Here is an 18,853-nt window from a genome sequence, read left to right as displayed (position 1 = left end):
ACCATTCGCCTGGCTGGTTCCCGACTGTTCGCGCGGCGCTTCTACGCTGAAATAGCCGGAGCGGCTTCCCGACAGCAACCCTGGAATCCCCAGGAACAATTGCTAGGGTCTGCGACGCTCGATGATCCGAACGCAAGGGGGACCGACTGTGGGACTGTGGGACAAGGTCAAGGGCGAGTTCATCGATATCATCGAGTGGCTCGACGACAGCCGGGACACGATCGTCTGGCGGTTCCCGCGCTACCAGAACGAGATCAAGATGGGCGCCAAGCTCGTCGTCCGCGAATCCCAGGTGGCCGTCTTCGTCAACGAGGGCCAGGTCGCCGACGTCTTCGTCCCCGGCACCTACACGCTGCAGACGCAGAACATGCCGATCCTGTCCACCCTCAAGGGCTGGAAGTACGGGTTCGACTCGCCGTGGAAGGCCGAGGTCTACTACGTCAACACCCGGCAGTTCACCGACTTCAAGTGGGGCACCCAGAACCCGATCATGATGCGCGACGCCGAGTTCGGCATGGTGCGCATCCGGGCCTTCGGCGCCTACTCGCTGCGCGTGGTCCACCCCGAGAACCTGCTCAAGCAGCTCGTCGGGACCGACCCGCAGTTCCGTACCGAAGAAGTCTCGGAGTTCCTGCGCCAGCTGATCGTCGGCCACCTCGGCCCGGCCCTCGCCGCCGCCCAGGTGCCGGTGCTCGACCTGGTCTCGCAGCAGCTGCTCATCGGCCAGAAGCTGGCCGGGGTGCTGACCCAGGAGCTGGCCGAGTACGGCATCCAGATCCCCAAGTTCATCATCGAGAACATCTCCCTGCCGCCGGAGGTCGAGGAGGCGCTGGACAAGCGCACCTCGATGGGCGTGCTGGGCAACCTCGACCAGTACACGAAGTTCCAGGCCGCCAACGCCATGGAGGACGCCGCCAACAACCAGGGCGGCGCCGGCGAGGGCTTCGGCCTGGGGCTGGGCATGGCGGCGGCCCAGCAGGTGGCCAACTCCATGAACCGGCCGCAGCAGCAGCCGCAGGGCCAGCCCCAGCAGCAGGCGCCGGCCGGGCCGCCGCCGCTGCCGCAGCAGGCCCAGTGGTTCGCCGCGATCAACGGCGCCCAGGCCGGGCCGTTCGACCAGGGCGCGCTCGCCCAGCAGGTGCAGGCCGGAGCGATCAACCGCGGCACCCTGCTGTGGAAGAACGGCATGGCCGCCTGGACCCCGGCCGAGCAGATCCAGGAGATCGCCGGCATCTTCGCCTCCGTTCCCCCGCCGCTCCCCCCGATGGGCTGATCCGAACATGTCGCAGACCCAGTACCCGTGCGCCGGCTGTGGCGCCAACGTCGAGTTCGCGCCGGGCACCAACGTGCTCAAGTGCCCGTACTGCGGCCACGAGACCGTGCTGCAGACCACGGGCATGCGGGTCCGCGAGCACGACTTCCTGTCCTTCGCGAGCCTGCCCCGCAAGCCGATCGCGCTGCTGGCCAAGCACGTGTTCGTGTGCCGCAACTGCGGTGCGCAGACGGAGAGCGACGCCATCTCGGACCGCTGCCGGTTCTGCAACGCCCCGGTCGTGGCCGAGGTGTCCCCGCAGGACCAGGTGGTGCCCGAGGCGGTGCTGCCCTTCGCGCTGGACAAGCGCGCGCTGCGCGAGTCGCTGGGCAAGTGGGCCTCGTCGCGCTGGTTCGCGCCGTCGGGGCTGAAGAAGGTCTCCGAGGCCGAGTCGGCCAAGAGCATGTACCTGCCGCACTGGACCTACGACTCGCGGACCATCACGGACTACCAGGGTCAGCGCGGCGAGCACTACTACGTCACCGAGACCTACACCGAGAACGGCGAGACCAAGAGCCGCCAGGTGCAGAAGACCCGCTGGTACGGCGCCAGCGGCCGGGTGTTCCGCGACTTCGACGACGTCCTGGTGACCGGCACGACCAAGGTCAGCCCGAAGCACCTCGACGCGCTCGACCCGTGGCCGCTGCCGGACTCGCAGCCCTACCGGCCCGAGTTCCTGGCCGGGCACGAGACCCTGCGCTACGACGTCGAGCCGGAGCAGGGCCTGGAGAACGCCAAGGGCAAGATGCGCCCGATCCTCGAGCAGGACTGCCGCGAGGACATCGGCGGCGACGAGCAGCGCGTCGACCAGATGCACACGCAGTACAACGACGTGACCTTCAAGCTCATGCTGCTGCCGGTGTGGATCGCCTGCTACCTGTACGCCGGCAAGACCTACAACATCCAGGTCAACGGCATCACCGGCGAGATCGCCGGCGAGCGCCCCTACAGCGCGCTGAAGATCGCGGCGGCCATCGCCGGCGCGGTCGCGGTGATCGCGATCATCATCATCCTCATCGCGATGGGCAAACACTGACGGTGTCCCGCGCGGCGCGCTTCGAGCGCGCCGCGCCCGCCCTGGCCCGGCTCGGCGACGCGGACCTGCTGGACCTGGTCGCGGGGGCCGCACGGCTCGGGGCCGGCATCGGCGGCACCACGGCGGCCCTGGAGATCGACGGGGCCGCCGTGTTCGTCAAGCAGGTCCCGCTCACCGCGACCGAGCTGGCCGCCCCGCACGACACCGGGAACCTCTTCGGGCTGCCGGGCTTCTACCAGTACGGCGTCGGCTCGGCCGGCTTCGGCGCCTGGCGCGAGCTGACCGCGCACCGGCTGACCACGGCGTGGGTGCGCTCCGGGCGGCAGCCGAACTTCCCGCTGCTGTACCACTGGCGGGTCCTGCCGAGACTGGCCGGCGAGACCGCCGACGTCGAGGCGATGACGGCCTACTGGGACGGCAGCCCCGCGGTCCGGCGGCGCCTCGAGGAGCTCAACGCGGCCACGCTCGCCGTCACGCTGTTCCTGGAGCGCATCCCGCAGGAGCTCGGGGTGTGGCTGCGGGAGCGGCTCGACGCGGGCGACGAGCACGCCGGGGTGGAGACCGCAGCCCGGCTCGCGGCGGCCGTCAGCGCGATGAACGCGGGCGGTCTGCTGCACTTCGACGCGCACATGGGCAACCTGCTCACCGACGGGCGGCTGGTGTACTTCGCCGACTTCGGCCTCGCCCTGCACGCCACCTTCGGGCGGACGGCGGACGAGCACGCGTTCTTCCGGGCGCACGCGGGCTACGACCGCCGGTACAACGCCGGGCACCTCGCCACCTGGCTGGCCGGCACGGTGGCGTGTCCCGGCGACTGGACCCGGGCCCAGGAGCTCGTGGCCGAGGCGGCCGCGGGGGGCGTCCCGGCCGAGCTGGACCGGCTGCCCCGGGGCACCCGCGCGGTGATCCTGCGCCACGCCGGCACCGCCGCGGCCATGAACCGGTTCTTCGCCGACCTCGTGGCCACGTCGAAGTCGACGCCGTATCCATACGCGGAGCGGATCTCCGCAATCGGCGTGCGATAACGTTTACGCCGTGCAGGACACCGACTCCCCCTCTCCGGTCGTGCGGGTTCTCGAGATCGGTGGGAGTCATGTGACCGCCGGTAGCGTCGAGGTCGCCGGCCACCGCATCCTCGACCGGCAGCGGCATCCGCTCGACCCGTCCCAGGACGCCCACACGATCGTCGGCGCGCTGGCGGACGCGGCCAAGCGGCTGCTGCCCGGGCCCGAGGACCGCTGGGCGGTCGCCTTCCCCGGCCCGTTCGACTACGTCGCCGGGGTGTCGCTGCACGAGGGCGTCAGCAAGTTCGACCAGTTGCACGGCGTGAACCTGCGCACCGCCCTCGCGGCGGCGATCCCGGCCGCGCCCGAGGCGTTCACGTTCGTGAACGACGCCGACGCGTTCCTGCTCGGCGAGTGGGTCGACGGAGCCGCGAGCGGGACCCGGCGCAGCGTGGCGATCACGCTCGGCACCGGCATCGGCTCGTCCTGGCTGGCCGACGGGGCCGTGGTCTCCGACGGCCCGGACGTGCCCAAGGACGGCGAGATCCACTTCTGCGACGTCGACGGGGTCAACATCGAGGACCTGGTCTCCGACCGGGCCCTCGTGCGCGGCTACCTGGCCCGCACCGGCGTGGCCGTGGACGGCATGCGCGGCCTGGCCGGCCTGGCCCGCGGCGGCGACCGGGACGCCTGCGAGGTGATCGAGACCGCGTTCGGCATCCTCGGCACGCTGCTGGGCGACTGGCTGGGCCGGTTCGGGGCCGAGGTGGTGGTCTTCGGCGGCTCGATGACCGGCGCCTGGGACCTGATCGAGCCCGCGCTGCACCTGGCGGTCCCGGCCCGCCCGGTGGCCGACACCGAGCGCTCGGCCCTGCTCGGGGCGGCGTACGCGGGGTCCTGACAAACCTCGGGTCAGGTGCTACGAACGTGAGATGTCCTTACCTCCCGCCGTGTCCGAAGTCGCACCCGGTGTCTGGGTCCTGCGCACGCCCAACTCCGCCTACGTCCTGAACGTCGGCGGCGGGGAGGACGTCCCGCTCGCCGCGCACTGGGGCGCGCCCGTCGACGACGAGGCCGCGATCGCCCTGGCCGCCGTGCCGCTCGCCCCGCCGCGCGGCTGGGAGAGCCGGCTGGACGGGCGCGAGGAGTACCCGTCGGACACCGGCCTCCGCTTCACCGAGCCCGCCCTCGCGCTGCGGTTCCCCGACGACAGCCGGGCCGTGCGCTGGGTCCTGGACACCGCCGAGTCCGACGGCCAACATCTGCTGCTGCGGTACCGCGAGCAGACCCGACCGATCGCCCTCACCCTGCACTACCGGGTCCCGGCCGGCCACGACGCGATCGAGCGCTGGGCCGAGCTGGCCACGGACGTGCCGGTCGAGGTGCTGCGGGCCGACAGCGCCGCCTGGTGCGTGCCCGCCCGCGAGAGCGCCCGGCTGTCCAGCCTGCACGGCCGGTGGGGCGCCGACAGCCGCCTGCAGCGCACCGATCTTCCGGCGGGCACGGTGCGCCTCGGCAGCCGCCGTACCACCACCAGCCCGATGCACAACCCGTGGGTGGCGCTGGACGACGGCTCCGCCACCGAGACGCACGGCGAGGTCTGGACGGCCGCCCTGGCCTGGTCCGGCACCTGGCGGATCGACGTGCAGCGGCTGCCCGACGGGCGGGTGGCCGCGGGCGTCGGCGCCGGGCACGAGGCGCCGCTGGTCCGGCTCGCCGCCGGCACCGGACACACCACCCCGAAGTCCGTCGGGCTGTTCAGCGGCGACGGCTTCGGCGGGGCCAGCCGGGCCTGGCACGACTACGTCCGGGCCGAGATCCTGCCGCACGGCGACGAGGTCCGCCCGGTGCTCTACAACTCGTGGGAGGCGACCGGCTTCCTGCTCGACGAGGCCAACCAGATCGCCCTGGCCGAGCGGGCGGCCGCGCTGGGCTGCGAGCTGTTCGTGATGGACGACGGCTGGTTCGGCACCCGGGTCGCCGACAACGCGGGCCTCGGCGACTGGCTGCCCAACGCCGAGCGCTTCCCGAACGGCCTCGGCCCGCTCGTCGCCCGGGTCCGCGAGCTCGGCATGGGCTTCGGCATCTGGGTCGAGCCGGAGGCGGTCAACCCCGACAGCGACCTGTACCGCGCCCACCCCGACTGGGTCTACGCCTCCCCCGGCTACCCCCGCCACGAGCTGCGCAACCAGCTCGTGCTCGACCTGGGCAAGCCGGAGGTGGCGGCCTGGCTGCACGGCTGGCTCGACCAGCTGCTCGCCGAGCACGACATCGCGTTCGTCAAGTGGGACATGAACCGGCCGGTGACCGACCCCGGCCCGTACGGCGACGTGCTCTGGTCGACCCGGCACGCCGAGAACCTGTACGCGATCCTGGACCGGCTGCGCCGCGACCACCCCGGGGTGCGGTTCGAGTCCTGCGCGTCCGGCGGCGGCCGCGTCGACCTCGGCATCCTGGCCCGCACCGACCAGGTCTGGCCCAGCGACAACACCGACGCGAGCGACCGGCTGCACATCCAGGAGGGGTTCTCGCAGCTGTACCCCGCCCGGGCGATGACGGCCTGGGTCACCGACGCGCCCAACTTCCTGACCGGCAACCGCCTTCCGCTGCGGTACCGCTTCCACGTCGCCATGGCCGGCGTGCTGGGGATCGGCGGGGACCTGCCGAAGTGGACGCTCGAGGAGCAGCAGGCGGCGATTGCGCTGATCAGTCAGTACAAGCGGATCCGGAAGGTTGTTCAGCACGGGCGGCTGTTCCGGCTGCGCTCCCCGCGCGAGTCCGACGCACCCGCCCTGGCCTATCTCTCCGCGGCGGGCGACGAGGCGGCGGTCTTCCAGTTCCTCGACGGGCGGCGCTTCGGCGAGCCCGCCCCGCCGGTCCGGCTGCCGTTCCTGCCCGCCGGCACCTGGGAGGACGCCGACGCCGGCACCCGCTACCCGGCGGCGTTCCTGGCCGCGCACGGGCTCGACGCCGGGCTGTTCCGCACGTACGACAGCGCGGTGACGCACCTGCGAAAAATCTCCTGAGGCCGGTAAACCGGATGCCGCCCCGCCGTTGACCTACCTGGCAGGGAGGTGTGATGCCGAGCGACTTCGATGAGTACTTCGCGGCGCGGCGCGACACCGTGCGCCGCACGGCCTACCTGCTGTGCGGGGACTGGCACTGGGCCGACGACCTGGCCCAGGCCGCGTTCATGCGCCTGGCCGTCAGCTGGCACCGGATCCGGGACCGGGGCGCGCTCGACGCGTTCGTGCGGCAGTGCCTGGTGCGCTCGTACCTGTCCGAGACCCGCCGGGCCTGGCGGCGGCGGGAGCTCGCGCACGCCGAGGTGCCGGACACCCGGGCCGGGCCGGACGCGGCGGAACAGTCGGCGGCAAGGGCGGCGTTCGTGGCCGCGCTGGGCAAGCTGCCGCCGCGGCAGCGGGCGGTCCTGGTGTGCCGCTACTACCAGGACCTGTCGGTGGCCCAGACGGCCGAGGCGCTGCGGTGCTCGGAGGGCGCCGTGAAGAGCCACGCCTCGCGCGGGCTGGCCCGGCTGAAGGAGCTGCTCGGCAACGACGAAGGGGTGTTGCATGACGTCACTGCGTGAACGATTCGACGACGCCGCCGCGGCGGCCCCGCCGAGCCGGCTGTCGGGCCCGGAGCTCTACGCGGCCGCGTGGCGCCGCCGGCGTACGCGGCAGCGGTGGGCCGTGGCCGGCGCCGGTGTGGCCACGGCTCTCCTGGCGTTGCTTGTGCCCGTGAGTCGCCATCCGGCGCCGAGCCTCGAGACTCCCGCACCGCCGGCGGCGATCACCGAGGCGGTGCAGACCGACGCCGACCACGTGTACGTGCTGCGGCGGCCCCTCGAATGCGATCCGATGCCGAAGGGCGGCTGCGCCGGGCGGCTGCTCGGCTCCGACGACGGCGGCCGGACCTGGACGGAGCGGTCCACGGCCGCGCTCACGTCCCTCACCTCGCCCACCCCCGGCGTGCTGCGGGCGGCGTTCGACGACGACCTCATGCGGTTCAGCACCGATGGCGGCCGCACCTGGAAGGGCGAGCAGCGCACGGACGACGCCGTCAACTGGCTCCCGCCGGGCGGTTGGATGATCTGCCTGCCCTCGCCCCGCGGGGGATGCGAGCTGTACGGCGTGGACCCCGGCTACGGCCTGGTCAAGCGGATGGCGACCGGCCCGTGGATCACCACCGTCCAGGGGCTGCTCCCGGCGCCGCCCGACGCCGGGATCTGGGTGTGGGGAACCCAGCCGGACGGGCACCTCGGCATCTCGGCCAGCCGGGACAAGGGCATGAGCTGGCGCAACGGGAGCCTGCCCGGGGTCGAGGCGGCCACCGCCCGGGTGGCCGGGCTGGCGACGGTGGACGGGCAGACCGCCTACGCCGTCGTCGTCGACCACGACCAGCGCGTGCTGGTGTACCGCACCGCCGACATCGGCAAGACCTGGGCGCCCGTCGACCCGGGGCACACGGTGCCCTACCGGGACCACGGCCAGGACGCCTACCTCGCCGCGGACGGCACGCTCGTGGTGCGGACCGTGTCCAACGACCCGGCGCAGTGGTTCGCGGGCCAGGGCGGCGGCTTCGCCCCGGGTCCGGTCACCGGCCTGCCGAAGCTGGAGGGGTACCGGCCGATCGTACCGGCCGGCCCCGGGATGTACCTCACCAGCGACCGGCTTGCCCTCTACAAGTCGGCGGACGGGCTGCGCTGGACCAGGCAGCCCGTGCCGCTGCCGGCTAGATGAGCGACTTGACGTAGGCGAGGTTGTCGCGGGTGCGCTCGCGCAGGGGTGCGGCGGTCGAGAAGTCCTCCAGGGTGACCCAGCCGTCGTACCCGTGCTCGCGCAGCGCCCGCAGGTAGGCGCCGACGTCGGCCTGGCCCTCGCGCAGGGTGGCCCAGTCCTGCTTCCACTCGACGGTGCCGTCGGCCGCGGTCGCCACCGGCTTCCAGGCCACGTTCTTCACGTGGACGTGCTGCAGGTACGGCCCCAGCAGCTGGAACGCGGCCCGGTGGTCCTCGTGCCCCTCGATGATCAGGTTGCCCAGGTCGTGGATGACGCCGACGGCGGCCGGGTCGAGCCCGTCGATCAGCCGCAGCGCCGCCGACGCGGACGAGGCGATCGTCTCGTGGTGCAGCTCGACGAGGACGGTGACGCCGAGCCGCTCCGCCTCCGCGGTCGCCCACTCGAGGTCCTTGCGGGCGCCCGCGAACAGGTCCCGGTAGTCGCCGGTCTTCAGCAGCGGCATGGTGACCCGCACCCGGCCCGCGCCGAGCACGGCGGTGGCGGCCAGCAGCCGGGCCACATCGGTGCGTTCGAAGCTGCGGGCGTACCCGCCGATGCCCGAGAAGGCCAGGCCCGCCCCGCGGGTGACGGCGCCGATCTCGGCGAGCGACTCCTCCAGCCCGGTCAGCGGCCAGGTGGCCCGGTTCCCGGCCCAGAAGCCGGGCTCGGGCGCGTCGTCCTGGTCGGTGATCCGCCACTCGACGCCGTCCCAGCCCTGCGCGGCGAGCTCGGCGGCCGCCTCCTGCGGCGTCCAGTCCGGCGTCGAGGCGGTGAAGACCGAAAACCTCACTGCTGTGCTCCCTTGGTGTGCGGCTGAACGTCGTCGAAGGCGCCGTCGAGGACCCTGGTGAAGGAGACCGGCCGGCCCAGCGCCGCCGACACATAGACCGACCGCACCAGGGCAAGAGCAAAAAGACCGTCCTGCACTTGTACTCCCGGTGCGCGCCCGGTCTCGATCGCCTCCACGAGGTCGTCGTACTGGCGCAGGTGCCCGGTCACGAAGCCGTCGGCGGGCTTCGGCGCCCCGAACACGTCCCCGGCCGGCACCAGGTCCTCGGCGCGCAGGTCCGGGTCGCTGCTGGTGTGGAAGTACTCGAGCTGGTCGTCGTGCAGGATCGCGGAGCCGCCGGTGCCGTGCAGGGCGAGCCGGACCGGCAGCCCGGGCGCCGCGCCGGTGGTGGCGTGCAGCACCGCGAGGGCCCCCGACTCGAACGCGATCGTGGCCACCGCGAGGTCCTCGACCTCGATCCGCTCGTGGCTGACCAGGGCGGTGCGGGCGTACACCTCGGCGGGCCGGCCGAGCAGCGCCAGCATCTGGTCGACGAGGTGGATGCCCTGGTTGGCCACCGCCCCGCCGCCGTCGAAGGCCCACGTGCCGCGCCAGTCGGCGGAGTCGTAGTACGCCTGGTCGCGCCACCACGGCATGGACACCACGGCGCTGGTGACCCGGCCCAGCCGCTCGTTGCGGACCGCCTCGAGGACGGCGGCGGTCGCGGGGTCGAAGCGGTGCTGGCTCACGACCGAGGCGACCAGGCCACGGCCGGCCGCCTCCTCGGCGACCTTCGCGAACGCGCGCGCCTTGGCCAGGTCGGTGTCGAGGGGCTTCTCGACGAACAGGTGCTTACCGGCCGCCAGGGTCTCCTCGGCGGCGGCGATGTGCAGGCCACTGGGGGTACAGATGGCGACGATCTGGATCTGTTCCTCGGCCAGCGCCTCGGTGAGCGTGAGGTGCACCGACGGGCGCGGGTCGAGCTTGCCGGCGAGCGCCTCGGCGGCCTCGATGCGGGCGTCGACCAGGGCCGCGACCCGCAGGCGGGGATGGCGGGCGATGGCCTCGGCGTGGTTGGCGCCGATGATGCCGCTGCCGACGATCGCCACGTTGAGCACAGTCATTTCACTCCTCCGGCCGTGAGGCCGCCTACCAGGAACCGTTGGAACGCCAGGTACAACACGACCACGGGCAGCGCGCAGACCAGCGCGGAGGCCATCAGCTGCCCGTACAGCGGGATCGCGCCGCCCTCCTGGGTCGCCCCGAACACCTGCAGCGCGACCGCGGCGGTGCGGGTGTCGGCGTTGGTGATGACCGAGGCGAACAGCACGTCGTTCCAGCCCAGCAGGAACGCGAAGATGGCCGACACGACCAGGCCGGGCCAGCTGAGCGGGATCACGATCGAGCGCAGGATCCGCCACGACGAGGCCCCGTCCAGCCGTGCCGCCTCGTCGAGCTCGTGCGGCAGCCCGCGCAGGTACGTGACCATCACCCAGGTCGAGAACGGCAGCGCGAACGTGAGGTAGGTGACGAACAGCGCCCACCGGGTGCCGATGACGTCGATGCTGAGGATGCGGGCCAGGTTCGCGAACAGCACGAAGACCGGCAGCAGCATCAGGGTGCCGGGGATGCTCTGCAGGGCGAGCAGCCCGCGCAGGATCAGGCCGCGGCCGAAGAAGCTGAAGCGCACCAGCACGTAGGCGGTCATCACCGAGACCAGCGCGGAGACGACGGCGACGCTGCCGGCCACGAGGATGCTGTTGAGCAGGCCGTCGCCGAGCTCGACGGTGTCCCAGATCTCGGCGTAGTTGCCGGGGTGGAAGGCGCTGGGCCAGAAGTCGCCGCGGGCCACCGCGAGGTCGTCGTTCACGCTGGCGAACAGCATGTACACGACGGGGGTCAGGGCCACGACCAGGAGCACGGCGTTGATCACGATCTGCGCCCAGCGCGGGAGCAGGCGGTACACCTCGGTCTTCATCGCGGCCCGCCGCACCGCTCTCCGGTGCGCGTCAGTCTTCATTGCGGTTCAGCCTTACGGCTCGCAGGTACACGGACAGCGGGATGGCCACCAGGATCAGCGACAGCACCGCCATCGCCGCGCTGAGGCCGAACTGGAAGTTCTGGAAGCTCTCCACGTACGTGAGCACGGGCAGCACCTCGACGTCGTGCGGGGCGGGCACGCCGAACAGGACGTACGGCAGGGTGAAGCTGTTCAGCGTGTGCAGGAACTCGATGACCATGCCCAGCGCGATCGTCTTGGTCAGGTGCGGCAGGATGACGCCGCGCAGCTTGGCCCAGTAGCCGGCGCCGTCCAGGGCGGCCGCCTCGTGCACGTCGTCGGGGATGCCCTGCAGGCTCGCCACGATCAGCAGGTACAGCAGCGGCCACGACGTCCACAGCTGCACGATCACCAGCGCCCAGTAGCTGCGCGGGCCGTTGAGCCACAGGTCGTCGGTGGTCAGGATGTGGCTCGCCGGGCCGTTGGGCTGCAGGATCGTGCGCCAGACGGTGCCGACGACGAAGGCCGGCAGCACGTACGGGATGAGGAACGCCGAGCGCACCAGCGCCCGGCCGGCGAAGCGCTGCTGGGTGGCGAGGGCCGCGGCCAGCCCGATCGGCACCGCGGCGACCGTCACGATGACCGCGTAGCCGACGGTCACCCAGATCGCGTGCGGCAGCGCGGTCTCCTGCCACGCCTCGACGTAGTTGCCGAACCAGACGCCGGGCGCGTCCGTCCACTGCCGCAGGGTGTACTGGTTGAGGTCCAGGGTGGACACCAGCAGCGCCACCGCGAGCGGCACCAGGATGACCAGGACCATGAGCACGCCGCCCGGCGCCAGCATCCACAGTGGACGCTGACGCCGGGAGACGGCCTTGCTCACTTGGCTTCGTCCACGGCGGCCTGCGCGTCCTTCTGCGCGGCGGTCACCAGCGACTTGAGCTTGCCGTCGTCCACCTTCCCGGCCTTGAGGTCGGGGATGGACTGCACGACGACGTTGAGCAGGGCCAGCTGCACCTTGCTCCAGCCGCCGTTGAACGGCGTGCCGGCCGACTTGCTCGCCGAGTCCACGATCGCCGCCAGCGCCGGGTCGGCCTGCAGCTCCTTGGCCGCGGCGGCGTTCGTCGGCAGCTCACCGAACGTCTTGTAGTAGTTCTTCTGCGACTCGGCGCTGGTCAGCAGCTTCACCAGGGCCAGGGCGAGGTCCTTGTTCTTGCTGTACTTCGCCACGACCAGGTTGTCGCCGGACAGGATGCTCGTCGCGGCCACGCCGTTGCCGGGCTTGGCGGTGACGCCGGGCGGGATGGTGGGCATGATGGCGTACGCGTACTTGCCGGCCACCTGCGACTTGTCCAGGGTCACCTTGGACGTGGCCGAGACCATCGGCAGGAACGCCGCCTTGCCCGCCCCGAACTCGGCGATCGCCTGGGCGTTCTTCCAGCCCACGGCGGCCGGGTCGACGACCTTGTCGGTGGCGAGCCAGCCGAGGTAGGTCTGGTACGCCTTGACCGTCGCCGGGTCGTCCAGCGACGCCTTCTTGCCGGCCACGAGCGGGTTGCCGGCCTGCACGGACATGGCCCAGATGAACTTCCACGGGTCGAAGCCGTCGGCGTAGGCGACCGCCATGCCGTACTTGCCGCCGGTGGTGAGCTTCTTGGCCTGCTCCTTGAGCCCGTCCCAGCTGTCGGCGGGCTTGTCGATGCCGGCCGCCTTGAGCAGCTCGGTGTTGTACGCCATCACGAACGGGCGGCTCGTGAACGGAATGCCGACCTGGTGCTGGGCGTCGGGCCCGGAGATGCCGAGCGCGGCCTGCACGAAGTTGTCCTTGCCGCCGACCTTCTGCCAGTCGGCGTCCTGCAGCTCCAGGAACGCGCCGGTGGCGTACGCGGTCGGGGTGAACGTGGTGCCGAGCGAGTACACGTCCGGCCCCTGCCCCGACACGACCGAGGTCTGGATCTTCGTGAGCTCGTCGTTGGCCGACGCGAAGGTCTCGAACTTGACCTCGGCCCCGGTCTGCGCCTTGAACGCGTTGCTGGTGTCGGTGAACCACTGCTTCTGCTGCTGCGGATAGATCGTGTTGGCCTGCACCAGCACGTTGAGCGTCTTGCCGGCGCCGTTGAGCGCGCCGTCGGTGCTGCCGCTGTCCTTGCTGTCGTCACCACAGGCCGCGAGCACGACCAGGGCGGCGGTCGCGACTGCGGCGAGCTGGATTCTCTTCATGGGGGTGTCCACTCCTTCGTCGCCGATCTATTGGGGTGTGCGACTGGGGCTTGTTCGGGGTGGTCCTGCGGGGGCGTCTTCCCGTGGCAATCGGTGGCACTGATCGATGGTTGCGGACGCTATCAACGCTGGTGAAGTGGTGGCAATCGTTTGCCATCTTTTGCCAAATCTGCTTCGCTGTCGGGCATGCCCCGCCCCTCCGGCCGCGACCGCCCGGTGACGATCAACGACATCGCCGCGGCCGCCGGCGTCGCCGCCTCCACCGTCTCGCGGGCCCTGAACAACCCGGGCCGCGTCAACGCCGTGACCCGCGAACGCATCGAGGCGGCCGCGCGCGAGCTGCGGTACGTGCCCAGCTCCCCCGCCCGCGCCCTGTCCTCGGGCCGCACCCGCGCGATCGCCGTGCTCGTCTCGGACGTGACCAACCCGTTCTACTTCGGCGTCCTGCGCGGCACCCAGCAACAGCTCAAGGCCGCGGGCTACGCCCAGCTGCTCATCGACACCGAGGACTCGGGCGAGCTGGAAGCCGAGATGCTGCACAAGATGCGCCGCTCGCTCGACGGCGCGATCCTGGCCGCCTCCCGCCTGCCCGACCGCGAACTCGCCCGCCTGGCCGGCGAGATCCCGTTGGTCACGATCAACCGCAACGTCCGCGGCGTGCCGAGCGCGATCATCGACACCCCGTCGGGCATCAGCCAGGCCGCGGAGCACCTGCTGTCCTTGGGCCACCGCGACATCGCGTACGTCTCGGGCCCGCAGCGCTCCTGGCCGAACGAGGCCCGCTGGCATGCGATGCGCGAGGTGGCGGCGCGGCATCGGCTGTCCTTCACGCGGGTCGGCCCGTTCCCCTCGGGCCGCGGCTCCGGCCCGGCGGCGGCGGACGCGGTCCTGAACACCGGCGCGACGGCGTGCATCGTGTTCAACGACCTGCTGGCGATCGGCATCCTGCAACGGTTGCGCGAACGGCACGTCCGGGTGCCGGAGGATCTGAGCGTGGTCGGCTGCGACGACATCTTCGGCGCGGACTTCTGCCACCCGCCGCTGACGACGCTGACCGCCCCGATCGAACAGGCCGGGCGGGTGGCGGTGTCGATGCTGCTCTCGCGCCTGGACCGGACGTCGGCCCCGTCCCCGACCACACGGCAGCAGGTGATGCTGCCGGTGCACCTCACGGTCCGCGGCTCAACCGGCCCGGCAGCTGTTCGAGTTTGACGTTTTCCGGAATGTATGGCCCGTTAGGCCTTTGGTAGCGGGCTTTTAGCCCGATGCCGGTGCGGGCGCTGATCCACGAGGCTTGCGCGCCATGAAGCGGTTCGCGGCCTTCACCGCCGCCCTGACTCTGACGGCTACCGTGCTCGTCGCCCAGCCCGCGGCGGCCTACGACATTCTTCCCCCGGTCACCTGCACCTGGCTGACCCCGGAGTACCCGCACATCTCCACCTGGGTCGCCGAGCACACCGGCGACACCGACATCAAGACCGGCACCCAGGGCGAGTGCGACCCGGCGGACGACCCGGTCGAGATCACCGCGCAGATGGTGCTCGAGAAGCAGGTGGCGGGCGGCGCCTGGGCCGAGGTCCTGGCCGGCACGCCGATCACGAAGAACGCCCAGGGCCGGGCCCAGACCTGGGGCCGCGGCGAACTGTTCGTGCGGGCCCCGTGCACGCCGGGCGTGTACCGCGGCCGCCTGAACCGCACCGCGAAGCTCCCGGGCGGCGCGGCGTTCCTCCTGGGCGACGACATCGTCTCCCCAGCGGTGCCGATGGACTGCAAACCCAAGCGAATCGGCATGGTCATCGACGACACCGGCTCGATGACCGACGTGATCGGCGCCGTGAAGACCGCCCTGAACGGCTTCATCACCGGCCAGCCCGCGGACCTGTACACCCGCTGGAGCCTGACCACCTTCAAGGACGCCCCGACCACGGTGGGCACCACGGAGGACCGCGCCCAGATCCTGTCCTGGGTGGCGGCCCTGACCGCCTCGGGCGGCGGCGACTGCCCCGAGGATGTCCTGGGCGGCATCGGCACGAGCCTCACGGCCCTGGGCACCGACCCGGCAACGGACAAGCAGCTGCTGGTGGCCACGGACGCGTCCGCCCAGCCCGGCGACGTGGACGCCCTGATCGCCAAGTCCAAGTCCGCGGGCGTCCGCATCAACGTCCTGCTGACCGGCGACTGCTCGGAGCCGGCGGCGGCGTCCGTCCGCCAGGGCAGCCAGGCGAAGGCCGCGGCCGGCCCGCCCCTGTCGAGCCAGGTCGTGCTCCAGCGCATGGCGAAGGAGACCGGCGGCCGGTACTACTTCCTCCCCGAGGCGACGGCCGCCTCGCTGAAGAAGGCCCTGGACGAGATCTTCGCCGACTTCGCCACGGTCACTCCCCCGCCAGCCTCCCCGACTCCGTCGCCGCGCGCCTCCGGGACCGCGGGGCCGCAGCTCCCCGTGACCGGCTCCGACATCCCGGTTCTGGTGACGGCGGGCGCCGTGCTGCTGGGCGCCGGCCTGGTGCTGCTGCTGGTCGGACTGCGGCGGCGCCGGTTCCGCTGGCTCGTGCGGTGAACCGTCCGGCCGGGCGCTGATCCGGCGCTCCGGCTGGATAGCGGTACAGGCAAAGCTCAGGCCCCCGTCGGTGTCACCCAGGTGTCAACCGAACGGGGGCCTTTTCGCCCGAGCGAGCAGACCTACGGGACGCGGGCCACGACGCCGTACATGGCGGTGTCGACCAGGGGCGGCCGGTCCTCCTCGGGGATCGGGTTGCGCCACGCGGTGACCGGGACGATGCCCGGTTCGAGGATCTCCAGGCCCGTGAAGAACTGGGCGATCTCGTCCTTCGAGCGGGGCATGGCGTCGACCTTGAGGCGGCCCGCCTTGATCTCGGCCAGGGCGTAGTCGCGCGCCGCCGGGTCGTTCAGGTCGGCGGTGCCGTGGGTCATGACGACGTAGCTGCCGGACGGGAGGTTGTCGATCAGGGAGCGGACGATCTCGTACGGCTTGTGCTCGTCGAACAGGAAGTGCACGATCGCGATCAGCATGAGGGCGACCGGCTGGTTCAGGTCGATGGTCTTGCGCAGGCTCTCGTCGGCCAGGATGCCGGCCGGGTCGCGCAGGTCGGCGTCGATGTACGCCGTGGCGCCCTCGGGCGTGCTGGTCAGCAGGGCACGGGCGTGGGTCAGCACGATCGGGTCGTTGTCGACGTAGACGATCCGCGAGTCGGGGGCGATGCCCTGGGCCACCTCGTGGGTGTTGTTCGCGGTCGGGATGCCGGTGCCGATGTCCAGGAACTGCCGGATGTTCGCCTCGCCGGCCAGATACTGGACGGCGCGCTGCAGGAAGTACCGGTTCTCGAGCGCCGTGGTGCGGATCGCGGGGTACACCCGGGCGATCTGCTCGCCCGAGTCGCGGTCGGCGGCGAAGTTGTCCTTGCCGCCCAGCCAGTAGTTGTACCGCCGGGCGGGGTGTGCCGTGGTCGTGTCGATGCGGTCCGACCAGCCGGCCTGCTCGTCGCCGACGCCATCTGCCATGAGTACGCATCGTAGGGCATCACCGGGTTGCGGTGACAGCGTGTAGAGATCACCGCTTCATGACATCGCGTCAACCCGGTGCGACGGCCGAGGATGACTGAGGCCGCTCAGCGGGTGGAGCGGCCGAGGATGACTGCGGCCGCTCAGCGGGTCAGGCGGCCGAGGATGGCCGAGGCCGCGAACACCGCCAGCGCGCACGAGCCGACCAGGACGCCGAAGTCCAGCAGCAGCCGCGACGGGGTGCCGATCAGCAGGCCGCGCAGGGCGTCGACCTCGTAGCTCAGCGGGTTGACGTGGTTGAGCACGCGGAGCCAGCCGGGCATCGCCGAGACGGGGTACAGCGCGTTCGACGCGAAGAACAGCGGCATCATGATCGCCTGGCCGATACCCATCATCCTGTCGCGCTTGAGTACCAGTCCCGCGAGGGTGATGGACAGGCAGCAGAAGAACGCGGAGCCCAGGAGCAACGCGCAGGCGGTACCGAGGAGTCTCAGGGGGTTTGCCGTCAGCGAGACGCCGAGGACCGCGGCGAGCACGAGCACCACGACCGCCTGGACCAGGGCGCGAATGCCGGCGGCGAACGCCTTGCCGGTCACCAGGGCCGCGCGCGGGGTCGGGGTGACCATGAGTTTGGCCAGCACCCCGGCGTCGCGCTCCCAGATGATGTGGATGCCGTAGAAGATCGACACGAACAGCGCCGACTGCGCGAGGATGCCGGGGGCGAGAAAGTCGAGATAGGGGATGCCGCCGGTCGGGATCGCGCGCAGGTGGGTGAACGTCTGGCCGAAGATGATCAGCCAGAGCGCCGGCTGGATGGCCCGCGTGACGACCTCGGTGCGATCGCGGCGGAGCTTCTGCAGCTCCACGAGGCACATCGCGACGATCCGGGTCCACAGGACCCGCACCGGGTTCGCGGCGCGCGCGTCAGCCGAGGCGGCGTGCGGTGCGGCGAGTTGCACGGACATCGCTGAACCCTCCAGAATCCAAATCATCGCCGGTGTACTCCCGGAAGACGTCGTCCAGGCTCTCGCCCGTCGACGAGGCGATCAGCTCCGCCGGGGTGCCCAGCGCGCGGATGCGCCCGCGGTGCATGAGGGCGACCCGGTCGCAGAACTCCTCGGCCTCCTCCATGTAGTGCGTGGTCACCAGCACGGTCATCCCGGTCTCGGCCCGCACCTGCGTGATCCGCTCCCACACGCCGGCCCGCGCGACCGGGTCGAGCCCGATCGTCGGCTCGTCCAGCACCAGCAAACGCGGCGCGCTGACCAGGGCCTGGGCCAGTTCGAGGCGGCGGATCATGCCGCCGGAGTACGTGCCGGCCACGCGGTCCGCGGCCTCGGCCAGGCCCATCGACTCGATCGCCGCGTCGGCGCGGGCCCTCCGCTCGGCGCGGGGTACATCGAACAGCCGCGCGAACAGGGCGACGTTCTCGCGGCCGCTGAGGCCGGCGTCGGCGGAGAGGGCCTGCGGGACGTACCCGATGAGGCGCCTGACGGCCATCCGGTTGCGCCGCACGTCGAGCCCGAACACCGCGACCCGGCCGGCCTGCGGGGGCAGCAGCGTGGTGAGCACCCGGATCGTGGTCGTCTTGCCCGCGCCGTTCGGCCCGAGCAGCCCGAAGATCTCGGCCGGCCGCACGTCCAGCGACAGGTCGTCGACGGCGAGGGTCTCCTTGAACCGGTGCCGCAGCCCCTCGATCTCAACCGCGTTGTCCATCGGCACTCCCTTGCTGTGAGAGGACGTCGGCAAGACGAGCCAGCGCCGGTACCGCCGCCGCCAACGCCCCCCGCTCGTCCTCGTCGAGCTCGTCCAGCGCGCCCGCCAGCAGCGAGATGCGGGCCTGCCGCCAGGCGTCCAGGCGCGCGGCGGCGGCCGCGGTGAGGAACAGGCGGGCCGAGCGGCGGTCGGCGGGGTCCTGCTCGCGGCGCAGCAGCCCGGCCTCGGTGAGCTGGTTGACCAGCGTGCTGACCGAGTTGCCGGCCAGGCGCAGCTGCGCGGCGGCGGCCGAGACCCCGGTGCCGGGCGCGCCCTCGACCAGCCGGAGCAGCTCGACCTGGCTGCCGGTCAGCGCGGGCACGGTGAGACCGGCCCGCAGCTGCCGGCGCAGCACTCTTCTTACGCCGTTGAGCTGCCCGGCGAGCGCGTCGGCCAGCTTCTCGTGCTCTGCCGCGTTTTCCACCGCGTGATCAACTTTGTGATCCACGGCTGGAACA

General features: G+C 71.7%; 18 protein-coding genes. 9 read left to right on the top strand and 9 right to left on the bottom strand.

The window, feature by feature from the left end:
• Positions 1-148 precede the first annotated feature (148 nt).
• From ACQPZ4_RS14630 to ACQPZ4_RS14600, 7 genes are read left to right on the top strand one after another with little or no spacing between them, the layout of a single operon-like run.
• Positions 149-1,273, top strand: coding sequence for an SPFH domain-containing protein (locus ACQPZ4_RS14630; RefSeq protein ID WP_433060452.1), 1,125 nt, complete (start codon positions 149-151; stop codon positions 1,271-1,273).
• 7 nt (positions 1,274-1,280) lie between these two features.
• Positions 1,281-2,348 (top strand): hypothetical protein, encoded by a 1,068-nt coding sequence (locus tag ACQPZ4_RS14625; RefSeq protein ID WP_433060450.1) that lies wholly within the window; start codon positions 1,281-1,283, stop codon positions 2,346-2,348.
• 2 nt (positions 2,349-2,350) lie between these two features.
• A complete protein-coding gene (locus ACQPZ4_RS14620; protein ID WP_433060447.1) occupies positions 2,351-3,373 on the top strand; it encodes a serine/threonine protein phosphatase in 1,023 nt (340 codons plus the stop codon).
• Between the two features lie 10 nt (positions 3,374-3,383).
• A complete protein-coding gene (locus tag ACQPZ4_RS14615) occupies positions 3,384-4,253 on the top strand; it encodes an ROK family protein (protein ID WP_433060444.1) in 870 nt (289 codons plus the stop codon).
• A gap of 49 nt (positions 4,254-4,302) precedes the next feature.
• On the top strand, positions 4,303-6,378 hold the full coding sequence (locus tag ACQPZ4_RS14610) for an alpha-galactosidase (RefSeq protein ID WP_433060442.1): 2,076 nt from the start codon (positions 4,303-4,305) through the stop codon (positions 6,376-6,378).
• 53 nt (positions 6,379-6,431) lie between these two features.
• On the top strand, positions 6,432-6,941 hold the full coding sequence (locus tag ACQPZ4_RS14605; RefSeq protein WP_433060439.1) for a SigE family RNA polymerase sigma factor: 510 nt from the start codon (positions 6,432-6,434) through the stop codon (positions 6,939-6,941).
• Positions 6,925-8,094: a WD40/YVTN/BNR-like repeat-containing protein gene (locus tag ACQPZ4_RS14600; RefSeq protein WP_433060436.1), complete on the top strand. Its 1,170-nt coding sequence runs from the start codon at positions 6,925-6,927 to the stop codon at positions 8,092-8,094. Before ACQPZ4_RS14605 ends, ACQPZ4_RS14600 begins: the two co-directional genes overlap by 17 nt.
• Here the strand turns inward: ACQPZ4_RS14600 and ACQPZ4_RS14595 are convergent.
• The 5 genes from ACQPZ4_RS14595 to ACQPZ4_RS14575 are packed head-to-tail and all read right to left on the bottom strand — an operon-like array spanning position 8,087 to position 13,121.
• A complete protein-coding gene (locus tag ACQPZ4_RS14595; protein ID WP_433060434.1) occupies positions 8,087-8,923 on the bottom strand; it encodes a sugar phosphate isomerase/epimerase family protein in 837 nt (278 codons plus the stop codon). The genes ACQPZ4_RS14600 and ACQPZ4_RS14595 overlap by 8 nt on opposite strands.
• Positions 8,920-10,026 carry a Gfo/Idh/MocA family protein gene (locus ACQPZ4_RS14590; RefSeq protein ID WP_433060431.1) on the bottom strand — a complete coding sequence of 369 codons (1,107 nt, stop codon included), beginning with the start codon at positions 10,024-10,026 and terminating at the stop codon, positions 8,920-8,922. Before ACQPZ4_RS14590 ends, ACQPZ4_RS14595 begins: the two co-directional genes overlap by 4 nt.
• Complete coding sequence (locus ACQPZ4_RS14585) at positions 10,023-10,922, bottom strand: carbohydrate ABC transporter permease (RefSeq protein ID WP_433060428.1); 900 nt, start codon at positions 10,920-10,922, stop codon at positions 10,023-10,025. The genes ACQPZ4_RS14590 and ACQPZ4_RS14585 overlap by 4 nt, the downstream gene beginning before the upstream one ends.
• Entirely contained in the window at positions 10,912-11,784 is an 873-nt protein-coding gene (locus tag ACQPZ4_RS14580; RefSeq protein ID WP_433060426.1) for a carbohydrate ABC transporter permease, read from the bottom strand. The genes ACQPZ4_RS14585 and ACQPZ4_RS14580 overlap by 11 nt, the downstream gene beginning before the upstream one ends.
• Positions 11,781-13,121, bottom strand: coding sequence for a sugar ABC transporter substrate-binding protein (locus ACQPZ4_RS14575; RefSeq protein WP_433060424.1), 1,341 nt, complete (start codon positions 13,119-13,121; stop codon positions 11,781-11,783). The genes ACQPZ4_RS14580 and ACQPZ4_RS14575 overlap by 4 nt, the downstream gene beginning before the upstream one ends.
• A 186-nt stretch (positions 13,122-13,307) precedes the next feature.
• Here ACQPZ4_RS14575 and ACQPZ4_RS14570 point away from each other — a divergent pair, with 186 nt between their 5' ends.
• A complete protein-coding gene (locus tag ACQPZ4_RS14570) occupies positions 13,308-14,333 on the top strand; it encodes a LacI family DNA-binding transcriptional regulator (RefSeq protein WP_433060421.1) in 1,026 nt (341 codons plus the stop codon).
• A gap of 91 nt (positions 14,334-14,424) precedes the next feature.
• Complete coding sequence (locus ACQPZ4_RS14565) at positions 14,425-15,678, top strand: vWA domain-containing protein (RefSeq protein ID WP_433060419.1); 1,254 nt, start codon at positions 14,425-14,427, stop codon at positions 15,676-15,678.
• 122 nt (positions 15,679-15,800) lie between these two features.
• On the opposite strand, the gene ACQPZ4_RS14560 is transcribed toward ACQPZ4_RS14565, so the two are convergent.
• The 4 genes from ACQPZ4_RS14560 to ACQPZ4_RS14545 all read right to left on the bottom strand — a co-directional run bounded on the left by ACQPZ4_RS14560 (position 15,801) and on the right by ACQPZ4_RS14545 (position 18,819).
• Positions 15,801-16,640 (bottom strand): SAM-dependent methyltransferase, encoded by an 840-nt coding sequence (locus ACQPZ4_RS14560; RefSeq protein ID WP_433060416.1) that lies wholly within the window; start codon positions 16,638-16,640, stop codon positions 15,801-15,803.
• Positions 16,641-16,783: 143 nt separating this feature from the next.
• Positions 16,784-17,605, bottom strand: coding sequence for an ABC transporter permease (locus ACQPZ4_RS14555; protein ID WP_433060413.1), 822 nt, complete (start codon positions 17,603-17,605; stop codon positions 16,784-16,786).
• Positions 17,565-18,356 (bottom strand): ABC transporter ATP-binding protein, encoded by a 792-nt coding sequence (locus tag ACQPZ4_RS14550; protein WP_433060410.1) that lies wholly within the window; start codon positions 18,354-18,356, stop codon positions 17,565-17,567. Before ACQPZ4_RS14550 ends, ACQPZ4_RS14555 begins: the two co-directional genes overlap by 41 nt.
• Positions 18,340-18,819 carry a MarR family transcriptional regulator gene (locus ACQPZ4_RS14545; protein WP_433060407.1) on the bottom strand — a complete coding sequence of 160 codons (480 nt, stop codon included), beginning with the start codon at positions 18,817-18,819 and terminating at the stop codon, positions 18,340-18,342. Before ACQPZ4_RS14545 ends, ACQPZ4_RS14550 begins: the two co-directional genes overlap by 17 nt.
• Positions 18,820-18,853: the final 34 nt, after the last annotated feature.

This window comes from Dactylosporangium sp. CS-033363, from assembly GCF_050942475.1.
GTDB lineage: Bacteria > Actinomycetota > Actinomycetes > Mycobacteriales > Micromonosporaceae > Dactylosporangium.
The sequence above is the reverse complement of the archived record's forward strand: the minus strand, read 5'-3'. Positions and strand labels throughout refer to the sequence as shown.